We start from the raw sequence: 17,419 nt of genomic DNA, 5'->3' as shown, positions 1-17,419 counted from the left end.
CGTCTGATCGAGAACCGCGTCGCCGAAGGTGGCTCCGATCGCCTGATCGAAAGCCGCACCGCCTGAAACCTTCCTGATGAACTGATCGAGAACGCCGTATGACTCGATGCCAAGCGCAGCCCCCCAAGGCCGGCCTGATAAGCCGGCCTTGTTGTTTGCAGGGCTGGAAAGCCACGCGCGCGCTGCGCGAATGAATACCCCCGTGTCGACCCCAGGCAATCGACCGCCCCGCCCCCGCTCTATGGTGAACGCCCCTTTTATCATTCACCGGAGCGCCCCATGGCCAACAAACCGATTACCGTTCTGCGCGACACCCAGCCGATGCCCGTCGTCGATGCCTGCAAGTGGGAGCGCATCGAAGGTGACCCGCATACCGTCAACCTCAACGCCTACACCTCCGAAGACGGCAGCAAGATCATGGGCACCTGGATCTGCACGCCTGGCAAGTGGCGCGTGGAGTACGTGAAGTGGGAGTACTGCCACTTCCAGGAAGGCTACTGCATCATCACCCCGGACGGCATGGCGCCGATTCACCTCAAGGCCGGTGACATCTTCGTGGTCGAACCCGGCATGAAGGGCACCTGGGAAGTGGTGGAGACGGTGCGCAAGTACTTCGTGTTCGCCTGAAGCCGGTGCGCCGGCAGCGGCAGCTGGCCCGCAACCGCTGCCGCCGTATCGCTGAACTTGCTTGAAAGTTACGGGAACCTGGCCTATCCAGAACGGTCTGTGCTGCTCCGCCCACCCGGCGGCTCCCCATAACGGACGGTCCACAAGGCCCTTCAGCAAGGAATCATCATGACTCGCCTCAAACTGCCACTTCTCTCCCTCGCCTGCGCGCTGCCGCTGGTCGCCTGCGCCGCCACCCCGGAAGCGCTCAAGCCCTACCCCGCCGCCGCCGACGGCTACAACCGCCATGTGATCGAGCTGCCGGCGCAGGCCAACGAAGCCGAGCACAAGGTGGAGATCATCGCCGGCAAGACCCTGGAAGTGGATTGCAACCAGCAGCGCCTGGGCGGCCAGTGGCAGGAGAAGACCGTCGAAGGCTGGGGCTACAGCTATTACGAGCTGAGCCAGGTCGGCCCGGCGATGAGCACGCTGATGGCCTGCCCGGATGGCAGCCGCAAGCAGGCCTTCGTGCGCGTCGGCGGCGAGCCGCAACTGGTGCGCTACAACAGCAAGCTGCCGCTGGTGATCTACGCGCCGAAGGATATCGAAGTGCGCTATCGCATCTGGTCGGCGGCAGGCCAGAGCAGCGTGGCGCCGCGTCGGTAGCGTCTGCTCGCGGGCACCGGCCTCTGCTCAAGTACAGGGGCCAAGCCTGGCAACAGGGGTGAAAAGGGCTCTGGCTGGCGGTCACGGCACTGGCTGAGGCGCTAGGCGCAGCTATGCTGAGAAAGCCCTTTTTCACCGAGCGCCCCTGCGGCGCCCGCCTCTACCGGAGTTGCCATGGATATAGAAAGCCTGTTCGCTCAACTGCATGCCCTGCCCAGCATTCCGAAAGTCGCGCAGGAGCTGATCCAACAGTTCGACAACCCTTCTTCCAGCCTGGAAAGCGTGGCGCGCAACATCGAGCGCGACCCGGTCATCGCCGCCAAGGTATTGCGACTGGCCAACTCGCCACGCTTTCGCGGCTCCCGCGAGGCGGTCAGCGTCGAGGACGCCGCCATGCGCCTGGGCTTCAATACCCTGCGCACCCTGGTACTGGCCTCGGCCATGACCGGCGCGTTCAAGGTCGATACCGGCTTCGACCTCAAGGGCTTCTGGATTGGCAGCTTCCGCGTCGCCAGTATCGCCCGCGGCCTGGCCAAGCAGCTGAAGCTGGACACCGACGCGGCCTTCACCTGCGGCATGATGCACAACATCGGCGAGCTGCTGATCCAGACCGGCGCCCCGGATTTCGCCCGGCGCATGAACCGCTCCCCGAAACGCGAGGCGGCCGCCCACGCCGCCGAGGAAACCCTGCAGCTGGGTTTCGGTTATCCGGAAGTGGGGGCCGAGCTGGCGCGTCGCTGGCAGTTGCCGGAATTGATCCAGCACGCCATCGCCTTCCAGGCGCGCCCGACCCAGGCGCCCGGCGACAATCGCTATGCGCGCCTGGTCGCCCAGGCAGTGGCCGTGGCGCAGTGCATCGAGCAGGACGGCGTCAGCGAGCATGCTCGGCAGAATCTGCAAGGGCCGCTGTTCGAAGAGGTCGATCTGGACAAGCTGTTCGAGGCGCTGCCGGCGGTGCTGGAAGCAGACAAGGCGTTTGCCGAACTGCTGGGATAAGCCGCGCAGCCTGACCTAAACTCGCCAGGCACGTCGCTCAGTGCCCTGGCGAGACCGGCGCAGGCCAGTCGCAGTTAGCCGGACTGCTTGTCGCTACCGGCCTTGGCCGCAATGGCCAGGGCCATGACCACCTCCCGCACGACCTTGCGCTGTGGCGCCGGCAAGCCAAGAAAGGCCTCGATGACCTCGCGTTCCTGATAGAACTTCGGATCTTCCCAGCGCCCACGCTGCTCACGCACCGCGGCGCCCGCACGCTCGCCAAAACGCAACAGCTGCGGCTCGACACGCAGCCATTCGGCCAGCACCTGCAGCTTGTCCTGGGAGGGAATCGCCTCACCACGCAGCCAGCGCGAAACCGCCTGGAAGGTCACGGAGCGCCCCCAATAACGCGAGTTGAACTCGCGCTCGAGTATGGCGGGGCGGTCAGGATAGCCAGCCGCGATCATGGCGCTGCGCAGGCGCTGGGCGAATTCGGTTTTCTCGGTCATGGACGCGGACGTTAAATTCCGCTTCCATGCTTGATTGAACATTCGGTTGTATTCTAAATGAAATTCATGATTTCATCGCAGCATGCCAGGTGATATTTCACGCACAAGGAGGCGCCATGATCACTCCGCTCAATTCCTGCTTCGAAGATATTCGCGTGACCGTGCAACGCGCCGCGGACGGTCGTTTCTGGTTCGCGGCGCACCCGGTGTGCCAGGCCCTGGAGCTGGACGACGAGCACGCGGCGCTGCTGAGTCACTGCCGCCCGGAAGGCATACTGTTCGGCAACGAAGAAACGCCACAGGCCATGATCGACCTGGAAAACCTGCTGCGTCTGAGCCTGCAAAGCACCAGCTCACGAGCGGAACGCCTGCGCGAATGGCTGTGCCAGGCGCTGTTGCCCCACCTGTTCAGCAGCGCCAACCTGCCCAGCTACCGACAGCTGAACACGGCAGACAAGCGCCTGCGCGTGCTCAAGTGGCATGACGACTGGTGGATGTCGGTGAACGACGTGATGCAGCTGTTCGGCAGCAGACCGGAACTCCTGGGCCTGAACGAACAACCTCAAGGCCACTGAGCAGCAGCGACTGCTTCGCTTGAGGCCTGCGCCGCCCTCACTTCATGCAGCACTGCTTGTACTTCTTGCCACTGCCACAGGTGCAGGGATCGTTGCGCCCCACCTTGGCCTCCTCGCGGCGCACCGGCAGCACGGGCTGCAGGTTCTGCTGCCAGTATTCGTAGAGTTCGACCGCGGCGGGCTCGATCAGCGCCGTGCTGGCGTCGTACTCGGCGTCGGACATGGCCTTGAGCGTCTCGGTGCCGCTTTCGTCGCCGTGCAGGGTGATCAGCTTCAGCGCCGCCGATGCCGAATCGGGCAATGCCTCCTCCAGCCAGCCGGCGACTGCCGCACCGCGCAGGTAGCCCGCGCACCACTCGGAGACGATCAGCTTCTCGCCCTTGCCATTGTCATCGGCGAGGAAGATCGCCTCGTAATCGTCCGGCTCCTCGCTGAGCATGTAGGTGGCCTCGCTCATCAGCTCCACCGCCAGCTTCATGAAGCGTTCGCCATCCTTGTCGCTTGGCCACTGCGGCGGCTGGTCGGCCCAGATCGCCGAGTACCAGACCGCCGGCGCAACCTGGCGCGGAGCGGAGACGATGGCGGCGAAGTAGCCGTCCAGCTCGCTGGCAGAGAGGATCGAGTCATCGTTGCCGTACTTGAGCAGCCACTGATCGAGCTTCTCCAATCCCCTGTTGTCCATCGCCGCGCCTCGCCGTGAAAAAAAGGCGCTACTGTCCCATAGATCAGGCGCCGCAAACAGCCCGAGCCGCCGTCCGGCACGTGGCGGGTGCCGCGATCACCCAGGCCCGGTACAATGCGCGCCTTGCCCGTGTGCCAGCCTGATAAAGAAACCACCATGTCCCTGCCCAAACACCACCTGGAACTGCTCAGCCCTGCGCGTGATGTCGAGATCGCCCGCGAGGCCATTCTGCATGGCGCCGACGCCGTCTATATCGGCGGCCCGAGCTTCGGCGCACGGCACAACGCCTGCAACGAAGTGAGCGATATCGCCAGGCTGGTGGAATTTGCCCGGCGCTACCATGCGCGGGTGTTCACCACGCTCAACACCATTTTCCACGACGACGAACTGGAGCAGGTGCGCACGCTGATCCACCAGCTCTACGACGCGGGCGTGGATGCGCTGATCGTGCAGGACATGGGCGTGATGGAGCTGGATATTCCGCCCATCGAGCTGCATGCCAGTACCCAGACCGATATCCGCACCCTGGCGCGGGCCAAGTTTCTCGACCAGGCCGGGTTCTCCCAGCTGGTGCTGGCGCGCGAGCTGAACCTGCAGGAAATCCGCCAGATTGCCGATGCCACGGACGCGACCATCGAGTTCTTCATCCACGGCGCGCTGTGCGTGGCCTTCTCCGGCCAGTGCAACATCTCCCATGCGCAGACCGGGCGCAGCGCCAACCGCGGCGACTGCTCGCAGGCCTGCCGCCTGCCTTACACCCTCAAGGACGAGAAAGGCGGCGTGATCGCCTACGAAAAACACCTGCTGTCGATGAAGGACAACAACCAGAGCGCCAACCTGCGCGCCCTGGTCGAGGCCGGCGTGCGCTCGTTCAAGATCGAGGGCCGCTACAAGGATGTGGCCTACGTGAAGAACATCACCGCCCACTACCGCCGCGAACTCGACGCCATCCTCGAAGATCGCCCGGACCTGGCCCGCGCCTCCAGCGGCCGTACCGCGCACTTCTTCGTGCCCGATCCGGACAAGACCTTCCACCGTGGCAGCACCGATTACTTCGTCACCGAGCGCAAGGTGGACATCGGCGCCTTCGACTCGCCGACCTTCACCGGCCTGCCTGTCGGCCAGGTGGAGAAGGTCAACAAGCGCGACCTGATCGCCGTCACCCATGAGCCGCTGTCCAACGGCGACGGCCTCAACGTGCTGGTCAAGCGTGAAGTGGTGGGCTTTCGCGCCAACATCTGCGAACTCAAGGGTGAGTTCGAGGAAGACGGCGAGAAGCGCTATCGCTACCGCGTCGAGCCCAACGAAATGCCCGAGGGCCTGTTCCGTCTGCGCCCGAATCATCCGCTGAGCCGCAACCTCGACCACAACTGGCAGCAGGCGCTGCAACGCACCAGCGCCGAACGCCGTATCGGCGTCAGCTGGAAGGCCGAGCTGCGCGAAGATGCGCTCAAGCTCACCGCCACCAGTGAAGAAGGCATCAGCGTCGACGTCGCCCTGCCCGGCCCGTTCGGCGTCGCCAACAAACCGGAACAGGCGCTCGATGGCCTGCGCGATCTGCTCACCCAGCTCGGCACCACCATCTACCACGCGCAGAGCGTCACCCTGGATGCCCCGCAGGCCTTCTTCGTGCCCAACTCGCAGCTCAAGGCGCTACGCCGCGAGGCCATCGACAAACTCACCGAAGCGCGCGTCGCTGCCCATCCGCGCGGCAGCCGCAAGGCCGAAACCGACCCAGCGCCGGTGTATCCGGAATCGCACCTGAGCTTCCTCTACAACGTCTACAACCAGAAGGCCCGCGACTTCTACCACCGTCACGGCGTGCAACTGATCGATGCGGCCTACGAGGCCCACGAGGAAACCGGCGAAGTGCCGGTGATGATCACCAAGCACTGCCTGCGTTTTTCCTTCAACCTGTGCCCGAAACAGGCCAAGGGCGTGACCGGCGTACGCACCAAGGTAGCGCCGATGCAGCTGGTGCATGGCGATGAAGTGTTGACCCTGAAGTTCGACTGCAAGCCGTGCGAGATGCACGTGGTCGGCAAGATGAAGGGCCATATCCTCGACCTGCCACAACCGGGCAGCGCCGCCGCCCAGGTAGTCGGCCACATCAGCCCGGACGACCTGCTCAAGACCATTCGCCAGAAGCCGGGTTATAGCCACTAAATCCGCTTCGCCTTCGCCCCGGTGCGCGCGGCGCACCCTACGAATTGACGCCCACGTAGGGTGCGCTGTGCGCACCGGGTTACGTCGCTCCCTCAACCCGCCGGGCCAAGTTCGTAGGGTGCGCTGCGCGCACCGGCGATTCCGGAGCGCGCAATGCACCCGAGGCTCGTTTCACATCACGCCATTGCCCTGGTTTTTGGTGCGCGCGGCGCCCCCTACGAATTGACGCTCACGTAGGGTGCGCTGCGCGCACCGGGTTGCGTCGCTCCCTCAACCCGCCGGGCCAAGCACCTCGACCTCGCGAATCTCGAAATCGCGGCGCAGGTAGTCCATACGCCGTTCATGAAACTCGCGCATATGCGGCAGGGCCGTGTGCTCGGCCAGCGCCTCCCGTGATGCCCACACCTCGTAGAAGATGAACAGGGTCGGGTCCTGCGCGTCGCGCAACATGTGGTATTCGAGGCAACCGGGCTCGGCGCGGCTGGGTTCGACATAGGCGCGAAAGAGTCGCTCGAAGGCTTCGGCCTGTTCGGGTCGGGTATGGGCGTGGAGGATGAAGGCATACATCGGGAAAGCTCCGGATAACGGGTACCGCCTCACCATAACGCACGCCTCGAATAGAGTTTCATGACTTTCAGTCAATAATCATTTGACCGCCTCGGGGTATTTCACGCGCGCAGGGCTCGCTAACCTGCCGCCACATTTTCTGGAGAACCCCGATGAAAAAGATCCTCCTGCTCAACGGCGGCAAGCAGTTCGCCCATTCCGACGGCCAGTACAACGCCACCCTGCACGACGCCGCCGTGGCCTTTCTCGACCGCGCCGGTTTCGACCTCAAGACCACCTTCATCGACGGCGGCTACGATGCCGACGAGGAAGTGCAGAAAATCCTCTGGGCCGACGTGGTGATCTACCAGATGCCCGGCTGGTGGATGGGCGCGCCCTGGACGGTGAAGAAGTATCTGGACGAGGTATTCACCGCCGGTCACGGCAGCCTCTATGCCAACGATGGCCGCACCCGCTCCGACGCTTCGCAGAAGTACGGCAGCGGCGGGCTGATCCAGGGCAAGCAGTACATGCTGTCGCTGACCTGGAACGCCCCGGTGCAGGCCTTCGAGGACCCAAGCGACTTCTTCGAAGGCAAGGGCGTGGACGCGGTGTACTTCCCCTTCCACAAGGCCAACGAGTTCCTCGGCATGAGCGCCCTGCCCACTTTCATCTGCAACGACGTGATGAAGGTGCCGAACATCGAGCGCGACGTGGCTCGCTACGAGCAGCACCTGGCCAGGGTGTTCGGCGTCGCCTGACGCCGTTCGCTCATTGCCCGCCGAACAATGCCGTCCAGTAGATGCCGGCGTCGCTCTGCGGGTCGTTGGCGTAAGCAGCGCCCAGCTCGCTGAACTCCGGATTCATGATGTTGGCGCAATGCCCGGGGCTGGCTAGCCAGCCCGCCACCACCTTGGCGGTGGTATCCAGTGCCGCGGCAATGTTCTCACCGATCCGGGTCCCGCCGTAACCTGCCAGCTCGGCGCGATCTCCCGGAGTCAGGCCGTCACGCCCCTGGTGGGCGAAGAAATTGCCGTTGGCCATGGCCCGGCTGTGGCTCTCGGCGGCGCTGCCCAGCTCGGCGCTCCACACCAGAGGCGCAGCCGCGGCAAACGCCTGGTCGCCGCACTGACGCGCCTCGGCACGCGCGGAGTTGATCAGCAGCAGCAGGCTTTCCCCCTCGGTCTGCCAGGTTTGCAGGCGCCCGCTGAGCAGCGGCCGTGCCAGCACGATGCGCCAGTCGCGATCCTGCTGGCTGACGCCGATGTCGATGAACTGTGGGTCGAGCACCACGCGGCAGAAGCTCTCGCTCAACGCCTGCATGGCCGCCTGCGCATTGCGCGGGCCGGAGAGCGTGATGGCCTGGACGTTGACCAGCGGATAACCGGCTGCGCTCAGTGAGTCCTGCAGATCCGCGGTGCCATTGGCAGGCAGGATCAGGCGCGGGTCGTTGGTCAACGGTGGCAGCGGTTCCGAGGCCTGCACGCCGCAACGCTGCACTTCGCTGCGATAGGCGTTGATGGTCTCGATCAGCGCCAGATCCTCGCTGGCCTGAACCGAGCCCAGAAGCCCCATCAACAGCAACGCCAGCAGGCAGCGTCGCCATCCCCATTTGTCCATCGTTGTTGTCATACCGCCCTCTCCCAACTAACGTCGTGATTCTGACGCATTTCCCGTCGCAGCATCACCACCGGTTTGCTCGTCCCGTCGAACGCCCACGAACACTGGACTGGCCAGCGATCGGCAGGGTTCCTGCATGATGCCATCTGCCGTGATCGCACAACGCACCTGCCTCACCCGCTCGAGGACACCGATGCCCGGTTATTTCGCCAAGAACGAACAACATCGCCGCCTGGTCCTCAAAGCCCTGCTATGGATCACCCTGAGCGGCGGTTTGTTCTTCTCCGTGGTCAACCTGCTGCACGATAACTGGCTGCTGGCCGCTCTGGAGATCGCCTATGCCGCCGTATCGCTGTACCTGCTGACCATCATCGAGCGAACCCGCGACCTGCAGCTATTGACCGCGGTTTACCTGCTGCCGTTCTTCAGCATCATGATGGTGGCGCTGGGTCAGACCCACACCACCTTCGCGGTATTCGCCTGGATACAGTCGATTCCCATCATCTGCTACATGCTTCTGGGGCTGCGCCTGGGCATGTACGGCTCGATACTGTTCGTCGGCATCGGCCTGTTCGTCTTCAGCCGACGATTTTCCTCAGAGAGCCTGCTGCAGAACGTTGAGATCATCGCCAATCTCGGTCTGGCCAGCCTGGCGGTGATGATCTTCGCGCATATCTACGAGCGCAGCCGCATTCTCAACGAAAGGCGCCTCACCGAGCAGGCCACCACCGACGCCCTGACCGGCCTGCCGAACCGGCTGAAACTGACCGAAGTGTTCGAGCGCGAGCGCGCCCACGCGTTGCGCAGCGGCACGCCGCTGGCGCTGGTATTTCTCGATATCGATCACTTCAAGCAGATCAACGACCGCTTCGGCCATGAAGTCGGCGACCGCGCCCTGACTCACTTCGCCACGGTGCTGGCGCAACGCCTGCGCTTCAATGATCTGTTCTGCCGCCTCGGTGGCGAGGAGTTTGCCGTGCTGCTGCCAGGCAGCACAGCGGGCCAGGCCCGGGACATCGCCGACAGCCTGCGCGCGCGCCTGGCGGCGGAGCCGCTGCGGGTGGATGGCGACGCCCTGTCGATGACGCTGAGCGCCGGGGTGTCGAGCTTCAGGGTGGACGGGCAATCCCTGGACGAGCTGATGCTGGCGGCCGACCGGCGTACCTACGCGGCCAAACGCGCCGGCCGCAACCGGGTGATCAGCCGCGAAGACCTGGGGGAGACCAGCCCGGCCCCGGGCTGATCAGGCGTAGACGCTGATCCCGCCCTGCTCCTGCAGCCACTGGCGGTAGGTTTCCAGCGAGTCGGTCTGCTTGTCGCCGTTGCGCCCGGCGATGCGCACGCTGCCGTCGAGGCCGGCGTCGACCATCTTCTGAACCTGCTGCAGCAGCTTGGCGGCATCGTCGCGGTCCAGTTGGGTCACGTCCGGCAACTTAATCACCGAAGGTGCAGCTGCCTGACTGCCGGCACTGCGCTGCACGGCATTGCCGGCCGCCGCCGCGCCGCCATTGATCGCCCGCAGCAGCCCCCCCTCACTGCGTGCCACCATCTGCTTGGCGAAACGCCGCAGATCTGCCAGCGGGTCCTGCCCGGCCTGGCTGTCGTTGTCACCGCTGGCGGCGGCGGAACGATTGTTCAGCTGGCTGCCGTAGTAACTGAGCATGGCAGGCGTGCTGTTGTTGATGCTGGTCATGGTGCCTCCGACAAAAGCGTTCGGCACATGCGAAGCAGATTCCGGGCCAGCGGCAGCAAGCCCGCAGTTATCGGGGGGCTGAGTCGTTCCCAGCGGCAACGCCTTGCCTGCCGGGGCAAGGCCTTGCCTGCACCCGTCACCCCAGCAGGTCGACCATCACCGCGTTGCTGTAGAACAGGCTGCCGTCCTCGGCGCCGTAGCCGACCAGGTGAAACTGGCCGCGCCCCTCTTCGCCACCCAGGTATACCCGCCACTTGCATTCGTTCAGCGGACCGAAGCCAGCGGGCATGACCAGCTCCAGCGTCTGCATGTCGGCGTCGATCATCGTGTCCCTGGCGCCGCTGCGCTGCAGCTCCTCCTCGGCCTGTTCCAGCCGCAGGTGCTCGGCCTCGCTGACATGGAACTGCAAGGTGCCGATGGGGACGGACTTGCTGTTGTTGTCGGCTTTGCGCCAACCGTCGATGCTCAGGGTATTCATCTGCTGGCTCCCGAGTTGAGGGCAATTAGCCACACGCAACAATCAGGATAAGCGAGACGGCGATGCCTGCCCGAGCAGTGGACGAACGGCTTGGCGTTTGCTTGGCGAGACGATTGCGCTAGGCTCTGCACCTCATTTCGATAGGAGGTACTCCCATGGCCCGCGCCACTGCCCGCCACATCCTGGTTGCCAGCGAAGACAAGTGCAACGAACTGAAAGCCGCCATCGAGGGCGGTGCCGACTTCGCCCAGCTGGCCCGTGACAACTCCACCTGCCCATCCGGCCGTAGCGGCGGCGATCTGGGCTCCTTCGGCCCGGGCCAGATGGTCAAGGAATTCGACACCGTGGTGTTCAGCGCGCCGGTTGGCGTGGTGCAGGGTCCGGTGAAGACCCAGTTCGGCTACCACCTGCTGGAAGTCACCAGCCGCCAGGACTGACCGCCCCGACCGAAGAGCGCCTGCGGTCGCTCTTCGGTTTCCCTGCATGCCCCCGTGACAGTGACGCTGATCCGGTTCAGCATCTGGCCATCTCCCCCAGCGAGCGGCCCAGATGAATACATCGCACCCCCTGCAACAACTCGCCCAGAACCTGCTCGGCAAATCGCTTCACGAGCTGGAGCCGGAAGAAACCCACGTTCTCGAGCAGATTCGCCAGCGCCGGCCCATCAGCCGTGATGCGGCCGATGCCTCGGATGAAGAGTCGACCTTCGGCGAAAGGCTCTCGGATACCGTCGCTGCGGTCGGCGGCTCGTGGACCTTCATCATCTGCTTTTCACTGACCATGCTCGGCTGGATGCTGCTCAACACCGACGTGCTGTCGCACTTCGGCCTGGCTTTCGATCCCTACCCCTATATCTTCCTCAACCTGATGCTGTCGACCCTGGCGGCGATCCAGGCGCCGATCATCATGATGAGCCAGAACCGCCAGGCGGCGAAGGATCGCCTGGCAGCGCGACTGGACTTCGAGGTGAACCTGCGTGCGGAGCTGGAAATCATGCGCCTGCACGAAAAGATCGATCAGAAGATCCTGCAACGCCTGGATCAGATCCTCGAGCGCCTGCCGGAAAGACGCTCCGAGCCCTGAGCCATGGCGTCAAACGGTGCCCGCTGCGCGCTGGCGCCAGCTGTCGAGCAGACGTCCGCCCCAGACGTTGATCAGCAGCCCGGCCATCACCAGCGCCGCCCCCATCATCTGCAGGGTGCCAAGGCGCTCGCCCAGCAACAGCGCCGAGGAGCTGATGCCCACCACCGGCACCAGCAGGGAGAACGGCGCCACCTGGCTGGCCGGGTAGCGCGACAGCAGGCGGCTCCACAGGCCGTAGCCGAGAATGGTGGCGCCGAATGCCAGGTAGGCCAGCACCAGCAGCGAGTCCACGCCGAGCGTGCGCAGCGAATGGCCGATCAACTCCGGGCCTTCCAGCCACAGCGACAGGGCCAGGAACGGCAAGGGCGGGATCAGACTGCCCCAGACCACCAGACCGACCAGATTGACCTTGCCCAGCTTGCGCGTCACCACGTTGCCCAGCGCCCACATCGACGCCGCCGCGATGGTCAGGGCGAAGCCGGCCAGGGTCATCGCCTGCCCGCCCTGCAAACCGATCAGTACCAGGCCGCTGGCCGCCACCAGCAAGCCGAACAGGTTGCTGCCGCGCAGTCGCTCACCGAGCAACAGGGCGGCGAAGAACAGGGTGAAGAACGCCTGCGATTGCAGCACCAGCGACGCCAGGCCCGCCGGCATGCCAACGTACATGGCGTAGAAGAGGAAGGCGAACTGTCCCAGCGAAATGGTCATGCCATAGGCCAGCATCCAGCGCAGCGGTACCTGCGGCCGGCGCACGAAGAAAATCGCCGGAAAGGCCGCGAGCAGAAACCGCAGGGCGCCCATCAGCATCGGCGGCATGCCGTGCAGGCCGACCTTGATCACCACGAAGTTCAGGCCCCAGACGACGATCACCAGCAGTGCCAGCAGCAGATCCTTGGGCGTCATGGCCATCAACCTCGCGTCGAGTGAACCGGCATTAGAACAGCCGCGCCTCGACGCAGACAGACACAGAGGCCGGGGAAAAAAGCCACACAGCGCCATGCGGCTGCTAACCTGCGCGCTCCTGCGCCGTTGATCCAAGCCCATGACCCTGCACGATTTCCTTCTGTTCGCCCTGCCGGCGGTGTTTCTCACCGGCCTGTCCAAGGGTGGTTTTGGCGGCGCCCTGGGCGGCATCGCCGTGCCGCTGCTGGCATTGGCCACCTCGCCGAAGCAGGCCGTGGCGGTGATGCTGCCGATTCTCTGCCTGGCCGATGTGGTCGGGCTGAAGGCCTACTGGGGCAGATGGGATACGGCCAACCTCAAGGTCATGCTGCCGGGCGCGGTGATCGGCATCGCCATCGGGTCGCTGACCTTCGGCTTCTTCGATGAACGCGCCATCGGCCTGCTGATCGGGGTCATTGCCGTGAGCTTCGTCGGCCTCGGCCTGCTGCTCACCAACCAGGCGCCGAGGCCGCTGCACAAGGGCCGTGGCCTGCTGCTGTCGAGCCTGGCCGGCTTCACCAGCTTCGTCGCCCACGCCGGCGGCCCACCGGTGATGATGCACCTGCTGCCGCAGCAGCTGGACAAGCTGCGCTTCGTCGCCACCATCAACCTGTTCTTCCTGCTGACCAACGCGGCAAAGCTATTCCCCTACGCCGCCCTGGGTCAGTTCAGCCGGGACAACCTGCTGCTCAGCCTGATGCTCGCTCCCATCGTGCCGCTGGGGGTATGGAGCGGGTTGTGGCTGCAATCGCGGGTCAACCACCAGTGGTTCTACCGCATCGCCCGGTTGGGCATCCTGCTGGCCGGGCTGCAACTGATCTGGCGCAATCTGTAGGCCCTCGGCCACGGATGTCCGGGGCTTGGCCTCACAAGCCCAGCATTTCGCGCAGCTGCCGCGCCGTCGGCATGCGCGCCGAGACGCCGCTGTTGAAATCGAACGACTTGGCGCTGGAAAGCGGCCCGACTATCACCGGATCGAAGCCGGCGTCGCTCACCAGACGCGCCGCCACCTGCAGGGCGGCCTGGTCGTCCGCGGCCAGCGGGATGGCCAGCTTCTCGCCCGGGCGATGGGCCTGGCTGCGCAGGTTGTGTGCGGAGATCGCATTGAACGCGCGCACCAGGCGCACGCCTGGCAGGAACTGCTGCGAAGCCAGCCCGGCACCCAGTTCGACGGCCTGCTCGGCCATCGGCCCGTCGCGCTCCGGCCGGGGGTTGCCGGCATCGAGCAGCACCTTGCCGGCCAGTTCGGCGGCATAGTCGCGGCCGACCTGCGGGGTGGCGGCATAGGGTACCGCCAGCAGGATCACTTCGCCAAAGGCGGCGGCCTCACGCGGCGTGCCGACGCGCGCACGCTCCCCCAGCTCGTCGGCCAGCGGCTGCAAACGTTCGGGGTGGCGGGAAGAGATCATCACTTCATGCCCGGCCTCGACCCATAGCCGGGCCAGTGCGCTACCGATGTTGCCGGTGCCGATGATGCCGATACGCAGGCTTTCCTGCTGCGCCGAGGCCAGGCCGCCCCCCAGCAGCATGAGCAAGGCCAGCGCGGCGCCGGCGAGACGATGAAAAAGGCGGGACATGACGGCCTCCTTGAGCAGCGTGAAAAGGGCAAGCATAGAAAAGCCTGCCGCCACGCCCGCGGCCGATTCGCTACCGCATGTTACCCGTCGCGTTTCCCACCCGATTCATGGCCAGCAGCTATGCTCAGATGGCAATGCAAGATGACAGCGGGCTCCGGGAGCCGAGGAGGTGAAAGTGCCGAGAACTCTTTTCCCCAATCGATGATGCCTTTACCGGAGATACCGCCATGAGCAAGAGTCTGGATTCGCACAAGGAACACAAGAAAAAGCCGCTGAAGACCGCCCAGGAGAAACGCCTGGCCAAGCGCACCCGAAAGCACGGGCAAACCCTGCTCGGCAGCCACTCGCCCGACCTCTGAACCACCCCGCCGGCGCGCCCCTCTGCGCCGGCGCCTTCCCAGCGATCATGCCGGGCGGAAATTGCGCGTGCCGCCGGCGCCGCAACGCACTAGAATCCGCAGCCTAACCGATCGTCCGGCCGCCGTTCGCGCGCCGCGACGCCGTCTCACCTATCGGCCAGGAGACCCCAGATGGGCGCCCAGTGGAAAGCCAAACCCAAAGAAGCCGCCGCCAATGCCCGAGGCAAGATCTTCGGCAAGCTGGTGAAGGAAATCATGATCGCCGCGCGCAACGGCGCCGACCCGGACATGAACCCCAAGCTGCGCCTGGCCGTGCACCAGGCCAAGAAGGCTTCGATGCCCAAGGACACCCTGGAGCGCGCCATCAAGAAAGGCGCCGGCCTGTCCGGCGAGGTGATCAACTATGAGCGCACTCTCTACGAAGGCTTCGCCCCGCATCAGGTGCCGCTGATCGTCGAGTGCCTGACCGACAACGTCAACCGCACCGTGGCCGAGATTCGCGTGCTGTTCCGCAAGGGCCAGCTCGGTGCGTCCGGCTCGGTCAGCTGGGACTTCGACCATGTCGGCCTGATCGAGGCCAGCAGCGACAGCGGCGCCGATCCGGAACTGGCCGCCATCGAGGCCGGCGCCCAGGACTTCGTCCCCGATGACGAGGGCGCGACCCTGTTCATCACCGATCCGACCGACCTCGACGCCGTGTGCAAGGCGCTGCCGGAGCAGGGCTTCACCGTCAACTCGGCCAAGCTCGGCTACCGCCCGAAGAACCCAGTGACCAGCCTGACCCCGGAGCAGATGGAAGAAGTCGAGGCCTTCCTCGAAGCCATCGACGGTCACGACGACGTGCAGAACGTCTACGTTGGCCTGGCCGGCTGACGCCTGGCGGGCGCCCCGAACGGGGCGCCCTATCTGACAAGGCGTCCAAGCTTCCCTGTAGGAGCCCCGCCCCGGGGCGAAGCTTTGCAACTTGCGTTGTGCGGTTTCGCCAGAGACGCCACCAGTTCTGTGCCTGTCCCATGAACACCACCCTGCATATCGCCGCCGCCTGCCTGCTCGACGAACGAGGCCGTCTGCTGCTGGTGCGCAAGCGCAATACCCGTTTCTTCATGCTGCCTGGCGGCAAACGCGAGCCGGGCGAAGACGCCCTGTCGGCACTGGAACGCGAACTGCTCGAGGAGCTCAACCTGCATCTGGACGCCGGCGCGCTGCGACCGCTCGGCCAGTTCCAGGCGCCCGCCGCCAACGAGGCCGACACCTGGGTGCAGGCCGACATCTATCGCGCCGCCCTGCCCCACGCCGTGCAGCCGGCCGCCGAGCTGGAAGAGCTGCGCTGGCTCGATACCGCCCTGCCCCTGCCGGATGACCTGGCGCCGCTGCTTCGCGAACAGGTATTGCCGACCCTGAAACGGCTTCCTTGATCCACGGCAACGCGCCGTCAGCCGTTCAGGCATTAGGCTGCGCCGATAAACAGAACCATTCGCCTTGCCTGCAAACCCCACAGGAAACGAGGTTTGCCATGAGTATCACGTCCGCCCAGATCTGCCAGGCCGCCGACCAGCTGCAGGGCTTCGTCGGCTTAAACGCCAAGACCGGCCAGTACCTGCTGCGTTTTTCCGAAGACAGCTTCGGCCTCGACGTGCCGGCCGAGACCATCACCCCCACCTGCGAATACGTCTGGCATGCCGACGAAGGCGAGCTGATGCGCCTGGATCGCCAGCGCCTGGCCTGGCTGCAGGAGCAACGCATCGACGACCGGGTCAACCTCAGCGAACCCTTGCGCGTCTACCTGCGCCGCAGCGATTTGCCGGAGATCCGTGCGGAGCGCAGGCGTGTGACGCCGGCTTGAGAGGTGGCGTGGCTCGGGGCATTCGGTGCGCACGGCGCACCCTACGGCAGAGTCGCGCCGTACGGCAACCGCCCGAAGGGTGTGCCGTGCGCACCACCCGCGGTACGGCAACGGCGGGGTGCCCCCGCCCTACGACACGACCGCGATCCCGTAGGGCGGGTGCAACCCGCCACCCCGGTTCTGGCGGATTGCACCGGCCCCGACTCAACCCAATAACCGCATCGAAACGGCACCGAGGCCCACGCCGATCAGCAGCAATACGAAACCGCCGAGCCACAGCCTGCCGGCGGATGACGCGGCAACGGGGGTAGCCTTGGCCTGGGCCGCAGCGCGCAACGGATTGGCCGCCGCCGGCGCGGCCTTGACGTTGACGCGCGCCTGCGGCACCGGCGCGCTCTGCGGGGCGCTACCAGCGGCTTTGGCGGCCAACGCAGGCGGCAGGTCGCTCACGCGCATGAACTGGGTGGCATCCTCGTCGGGCGCCTCGCTCACGCTCACCTTCGGCCCGATCACCAGCAGCGTCACCGAGCCCATCTTCAGCTGATCGCCCGGTTGCAGCACGGCGGTCCTGACCTTCTGCTGGTTGACCATCACGCCGTTGGCCGAGGCGAGATCCTTGACCTCCAGTACGTCGTCCTTGAGAAAGAACTCGCAATGCCGGCGCGACAGCTCCAGATCGCTGAAGCACAGCTCGCACTTGCTCGAGCGGCCAAAGGTCATCGAGCCGTGGACATGGAACTTGCGCCCCTGGTGTTCGCCCTGGATCACCTGGAGAAACCAGCGCGGCGCGGCGGCTTCCGGCCTGGCCGCGCTTTTCGACGGGTCGACCAGCAGCAGCTCGACGGCACCCAGGCGCAGGCGATCCCCGTCGCGCAGCTGAAAGCGCGTACCGACGCGCTGCTCATTGACCCAGGTGGAGCCCTGACCGGTATCGCTGAGGTAGTAGTAGCCGTGATCCTGGCGGATCTCGGCGTGGAAGCTGGCGATCCCGGCATCGCCGAGCACCAGCTGGTTACGGCTGTCCTGGCCGATGGTCAGGCGCTCGTCGGTCAGCCAGACCGGCGCTTGGCGGTTATCCAGGAACTGCAGTCGGAGCATC

At 65.3% G+C, this 17,419-nt stretch carries 24 protein-coding genes; 14 read left to right on the top strand and 10 right to left on the bottom strand.

Annotated features, from left to right (window positions below; translation table 11 throughout):
• Positions 1-219 (bottom strand): hypothetical protein (locus BLS61_RS24105; protein WP_208598796.1); only part of this gene is annotated, 219 nt, incomplete at its 3' end.
• A gap of 60 nt (positions 220-279) precedes the next feature.
• On the opposite strand from BLS61_RS24105, the gene BLS61_RS11730 reads away from it, so the two are divergent.
• The 3 genes from BLS61_RS11730 (at position 280) to BLS61_RS11720 (ending at position 2,268) form a co-directional block, all read left to right on the top strand.
• Positions 280-627 carry a cupin domain-containing protein gene (locus tag BLS61_RS11730; RefSeq protein WP_090431015.1) on the top strand — a complete coding sequence of 116 codons (348 nt, stop codon included), beginning with the start codon at positions 280-282 and terminating at the stop codon, positions 625-627.
• Positions 628-795: 168 nt separating this feature from the next.
• Positions 796-1,272, top strand: coding sequence for a serine protease inhibitor ecotin (eco, locus tag BLS61_RS11725; protein WP_090431013.1), 477 nt, complete (start codon positions 796-798; stop codon positions 1,270-1,272).
• Positions 1,273-1,446: 174 nt separating this feature from the next.
• Positions 1,447-2,268, top strand: coding sequence for an HDOD domain-containing protein (locus BLS61_RS11720; protein WP_090431011.1), 822 nt, complete (start codon positions 1,447-1,449; stop codon positions 2,266-2,268).
• Between the two features lie 74 nt (positions 2,269-2,342).
• On the opposite strand, the gene BLS61_RS11715 is transcribed toward BLS61_RS11720, so the two are convergent.
• Positions 2,343-2,756: a transcriptional regulator gene (locus BLS61_RS11715; protein WP_090431009.1), complete on the bottom strand. Its 414-nt coding sequence runs from the start codon at positions 2,754-2,756 to the stop codon at positions 2,343-2,345.
• Positions 2,757-2,872: 116 nt separating this feature from the next.
• On the opposite strand from BLS61_RS11715, the gene BLS61_RS11710 reads away from it, so the two are divergent.
• The gene (locus BLS61_RS11710) at positions 2,873-3,331 is read left to right on the top strand and encodes a BRO-N domain-containing protein (protein ID WP_090431007.1); all 459 of its coding nucleotides are present in this window, start codon (positions 2,873-2,875) and stop codon (positions 3,329-3,331) included.
• 37 nt (positions 3,332-3,368) lie between these two features.
• Here the strand turns inward: BLS61_RS11710 and BLS61_RS11705 are convergent, their stop codons facing one another.
• Entirely contained in the window at positions 3,369-4,013 is a 645-nt protein-coding gene (locus BLS61_RS11705) for a YecA/YgfB family protein (RefSeq protein WP_090431006.1), read from the bottom strand.
• A gap of 156 nt (positions 4,014-4,169) precedes the next feature.
• On the opposite strand from BLS61_RS11705, the gene BLS61_RS11700 reads away from it, so the two are divergent.
• Complete coding sequence (locus BLS61_RS11700) at positions 4,170-6,179, top strand: peptidase U32 family protein (protein WP_090431004.1); 2,010 nt, start codon at positions 4,170-4,172, stop codon at positions 6,177-6,179.
• Between the two features lie 270 nt (positions 6,180-6,449).
• On the opposite strand, the gene BLS61_RS11695 is transcribed toward BLS61_RS11700, so the two are convergent.
• Positions 6,450-6,746: a putative quinol monooxygenase gene (locus tag BLS61_RS11695; protein ID WP_090431002.1), complete on the bottom strand. Its 297-nt coding sequence runs from the start codon at positions 6,744-6,746 to the stop codon at positions 6,450-6,452.
• A gap of 152 nt (positions 6,747-6,898) precedes the next feature.
• Between BLS61_RS11695 and mdaB the strand changes: the two genes are divergently transcribed.
• A complete protein-coding gene (gene mdaB / locus BLS61_RS11690) occupies positions 6,899-7,486 on the top strand; it encodes an NADPH:quinone oxidoreductase MdaB (protein WP_090431000.1) in 588 nt (195 codons plus the stop codon).
• Positions 7,487-7,496: 10 nt separating this feature from the next.
• On the opposite strand, the gene BLS61_RS11685 is transcribed toward mdaB, so the two are convergent.
• A complete protein-coding gene (locus BLS61_RS11685) occupies positions 7,497-8,357 on the bottom strand; it encodes a CAP domain-containing protein (protein ID WP_090430998.1) in 861 nt (286 codons plus the stop codon).
• A 181-nt stretch (positions 8,358-8,538) separates the two neighbouring features.
• Here BLS61_RS11685 and BLS61_RS11680 point away from each other — a divergent pair, with 181 nt between their 5' ends.
• The gene (locus BLS61_RS11680) at positions 8,539-9,588 is read left to right on the top strand and encodes a GGDEF domain-containing protein (protein WP_090430996.1); all 1,050 of its coding nucleotides are present in this window, start codon (positions 8,539-8,541) and stop codon (positions 9,586-9,588) included.
• Here the strand turns inward: BLS61_RS11680 and BLS61_RS11675 are convergent, their stop codons facing one another.
• The gene (locus BLS61_RS11675) at positions 9,589-10,038 is read right to left on the bottom strand and encodes a hypothetical protein (RefSeq protein ID WP_090430994.1); all 450 of its coding nucleotides are present in this window, start codon (positions 10,036-10,038) and stop codon (positions 9,589-9,591) included. It abuts the gene before it with no gap.
• A 136-nt stretch (positions 10,039-10,174) separates the two neighbouring features.
• Positions 10,175-10,516: a hypothetical protein gene (locus tag BLS61_RS11670; protein ID WP_090430992.1), complete on the bottom strand. Its 342-nt coding sequence runs from the start codon at positions 10,514-10,516 to the stop codon at positions 10,175-10,177.
• Between the two features lie 155 nt (positions 10,517-10,671).
• On the opposite strand from BLS61_RS11670, the gene BLS61_RS11665 reads away from it, so the two are divergent.
• Complete coding sequence (locus BLS61_RS11665) at positions 10,672-10,953, top strand: peptidylprolyl isomerase (protein WP_090430990.1); 282 nt, start codon at positions 10,672-10,674, stop codon at positions 10,951-10,953.
• Between the two features lie 112 nt (positions 10,954-11,065).
• Complete coding sequence (locus tag BLS61_RS11660) at positions 11,066-11,599, top strand: DUF1003 domain-containing protein (protein ID WP_090430988.1); 534 nt, start codon at positions 11,066-11,068, stop codon at positions 11,597-11,599.
• Positions 11,600-11,608: 9 nt separating this feature from the next.
• On the opposite strand, the gene BLS61_RS11655 is transcribed toward BLS61_RS11660, so the two are convergent.
• The gene (locus tag BLS61_RS11655) at positions 11,609-12,502 is read right to left on the bottom strand and encodes an EamA family transporter (protein WP_090431367.1); all 894 of its coding nucleotides are present in this window, start codon (positions 12,500-12,502) and stop codon (positions 11,609-11,611) included.
• Between the two features lie 139 nt (positions 12,503-12,641).
• Here BLS61_RS11655 and BLS61_RS11650 point away from each other — a divergent pair, with 139 nt between their 5' ends.
• Positions 12,642-13,376: a sulfite exporter TauE/SafE family protein gene (locus tag BLS61_RS11650; RefSeq protein WP_090430986.1), complete on the top strand. Its 735-nt coding sequence runs from the start codon at positions 12,642-12,644 to the stop codon at positions 13,374-13,376.
• A gap of 31 nt (positions 13,377-13,407) precedes the next feature.
• Here the strand turns inward: BLS61_RS11650 and BLS61_RS11645 are convergent, their stop codons facing one another.
• Positions 13,408-14,118, bottom strand: coding sequence for an NADPH-dependent F420 reductase (locus tag BLS61_RS11645; protein ID WP_090430983.1), 711 nt, complete (start codon positions 14,116-14,118; stop codon positions 13,408-13,410).
• Positions 14,119-14,345: 227 nt separating this feature from the next.
• On the opposite strand from BLS61_RS11645, the gene BLS61_RS24005 reads away from it, so the two are divergent.
• From BLS61_RS24005 to BLS61_RS11630, 4 genes are all read left to right on the top strand, one after another.
• Positions 14,346-14,477, top strand: coding sequence for a hypothetical protein (locus tag BLS61_RS24005; RefSeq protein WP_003245775.1), 132 nt, complete (start codon positions 14,346-14,348; stop codon positions 14,475-14,477).
• Positions 14,478-14,648: 171 nt separating this feature from the next.
• Complete coding sequence (locus BLS61_RS11640; RefSeq protein WP_090430981.1) at positions 14,649-15,350, top strand: YebC/PmpR family DNA-binding transcriptional regulator; 702 nt, start codon at positions 14,649-14,651, stop codon at positions 15,348-15,350.
• 140 nt (positions 15,351-15,490) lie between these two features.
• The gene (locus BLS61_RS11635; RefSeq protein WP_090430979.1) at positions 15,491-15,892 is read left to right on the top strand and encodes an NUDIX hydrolase; all 402 of its coding nucleotides are present in this window, start codon (positions 15,491-15,493) and stop codon (positions 15,890-15,892) included.
• A gap of 98 nt (positions 15,893-15,990) precedes the next feature.
• Positions 15,991-16,320: a DUF2025 family protein gene (locus tag BLS61_RS11630; protein WP_090430976.1), complete on the top strand. Its 330-nt coding sequence runs from the start codon at positions 15,991-15,993 to the stop codon at positions 16,318-16,320.
• Positions 16,321-16,524: 204 nt separating this feature from the next.
• Here BLS61_RS11630 and BLS61_RS11625 read toward each other — a convergent pair whose 3' ends face one another.
• The gene (locus BLS61_RS11625) at positions 16,525-17,418 is read right to left on the bottom strand and encodes an FHA domain-containing protein (protein WP_090430974.1); all 894 of its coding nucleotides are present in this window, start codon (positions 17,416-17,418) and stop codon (positions 16,525-16,527) included.
• Between the last annotated feature and the right edge of the window lies 1 nt (position 17,419).

This window comes from Ectopseudomonas guguanensis, from assembly GCF_900104265.1.
Lineage (GTDB): Bacteria > Pseudomonadota > Gammaproteobacteria > Pseudomonadales > Pseudomonadaceae > Aquipseudomonas > Aquipseudomonas guguanensis.
The sequence above is the reverse complement of the archived record's forward strand: the minus strand, read 5'-3'. Positions and strand labels throughout refer to the sequence as shown.

What these genes read in the sequence shown, in the direction of transcription:
- BLS61_RS11670 (WP_090430992.1), bottom strand. Translation starts at nt 10,516, where the DNA reads ATGAATACCCTGAGCATCGACGGTTGGCGCAAAGCCGACAACAACAGC.
- BLS61_RS11635 (WP_090430979.1), top strand. Translation starts at nt 15,491, where the DNA reads ATGAACACCACCCTGCATATCGCCGCCGCCTGCCTGCTCGACGAACGA.
- mdaB (WP_090431000.1), top strand. Translation starts at nt 6,899, where the DNA reads ATGAAAAAGATCCTCCTGCTCAACGGCGGCAAGCAGTTCGCCCATTCC.
- eco (WP_090431013.1), top strand. Translation starts at nt 796, where the DNA reads ATGACTCGCCTCAAACTGCCACTTCTCTCCCTCGCCTGCGCGCTGCCG.
- BLS61_RS11660 (WP_090430988.1), top strand. Translation starts at nt 11,066, where the DNA reads ATGAATACATCGCACCCCCTGCAACAACTCGCCCAGAACCTGCTCGGC.
- BLS61_RS11630 (WP_090430976.1), top strand. Translation starts at nt 15,991, where the DNA reads ATGAGTATCACGTCCGCCCAGATCTGCCAGGCCGCCGACCAGCTGCAG.
- BLS61_RS11700 (WP_090431004.1), top strand. Translation starts at nt 4,170, where the DNA reads ATGTCCCTGCCCAAACACCACCTGGAACTGCTCAGCCCTGCGCGTGAT.
- BLS61_RS11685 (WP_090430998.1), bottom strand. Translation starts at nt 8,357, where the DNA reads ATGACAACAACGATGGACAAATGGGGATGGCGACGCTGCCTGCTGGCG.
- BLS61_RS11645 (WP_090430983.1), bottom strand. Translation starts at nt 14,118, where the DNA reads ATGTCCCGCCTTTTTCATCGTCTCGCCGGCGCCGCGCTGGCCTTGCTC.
- BLS61_RS11655 (WP_090431367.1), bottom strand. Translation starts at nt 12,502, where the DNA reads ATGACGCCCAAGGATCTGCTGCTGGCACTGCTGGTGATCGTCGTCTGG.
- BLS61_RS11710 (WP_090431007.1), top strand. Translation starts at nt 2,873, where the DNA reads ATGATCACTCCGCTCAATTCCTGCTTCGAAGATATTCGCGTGACCGTG.
- BLS61_RS11730 (WP_090431015.1), top strand. Translation starts at nt 280, where the DNA reads ATGGCCAACAAACCGATTACCGTTCTGCGCGACACCCAGCCGATGCCC.
- BLS61_RS11675 (WP_090430994.1), bottom strand. Translation starts at nt 10,038, where the DNA reads ATGACCAGCATCAACAACAGCACGCCTGCCATGCTCAGTTACTACGGC.
- BLS61_RS11625 (WP_090430974.1), bottom strand. Translation starts at nt 17,418, where the DNA reads ATGCTCCGACTGCAGTTCCTGGATAACCGCCAAGCGCCGGTCTGGCTG.
- BLS61_RS11640 (WP_090430981.1), top strand. Translation starts at nt 14,649, where the DNA reads ATGGGCGCCCAGTGGAAAGCCAAACCCAAAGAAGCCGCCGCCAATGCC.
- BLS61_RS11680 (WP_090430996.1), top strand. Translation starts at nt 8,539, where the DNA reads ATGCCCGGTTATTTCGCCAAGAACGAACAACATCGCCGCCTGGTCCTC.
- BLS61_RS11715 (WP_090431009.1), bottom strand. Translation starts at nt 2,756, where the DNA reads ATGACCGAGAAAACCGAATTCGCCCAGCGCCTGCGCAGCGCCATGATC.
- BLS61_RS11665 (WP_090430990.1), top strand. Translation starts at nt 10,672, where the DNA reads ATGGCCCGCGCCACTGCCCGCCACATCCTGGTTGCCAGCGAAGACAAG.
- BLS61_RS24005 (WP_003245775.1), top strand. Translation starts at nt 14,346, where the DNA reads ATGAGCAAGAGTCTGGATTCGCACAAGGAACACAAGAAAAAGCCGCTG.
- BLS61_RS11720 (WP_090431011.1), top strand. Translation starts at nt 1,447, where the DNA reads ATGGATATAGAAAGCCTGTTCGCTCAACTGCATGCCCTGCCCAGCATT.
- BLS61_RS11695 (WP_090431002.1), bottom strand. Translation starts at nt 6,746, where the DNA reads ATGTATGCCTTCATCCTCCACGCCCATACCCGACCCGAACAGGCCGAA.
- BLS61_RS11705 (WP_090431006.1), bottom strand. Translation starts at nt 4,013, where the DNA reads ATGGACAACAGGGGATTGGAGAAGCTCGATCAGTGGCTGCTCAAGTAC.
- BLS61_RS11650 (WP_090430986.1), top strand. Translation starts at nt 12,642, where the DNA reads ATGACCCTGCACGATTTCCTTCTGTTCGCCCTGCCGGCGGTGTTTCTC.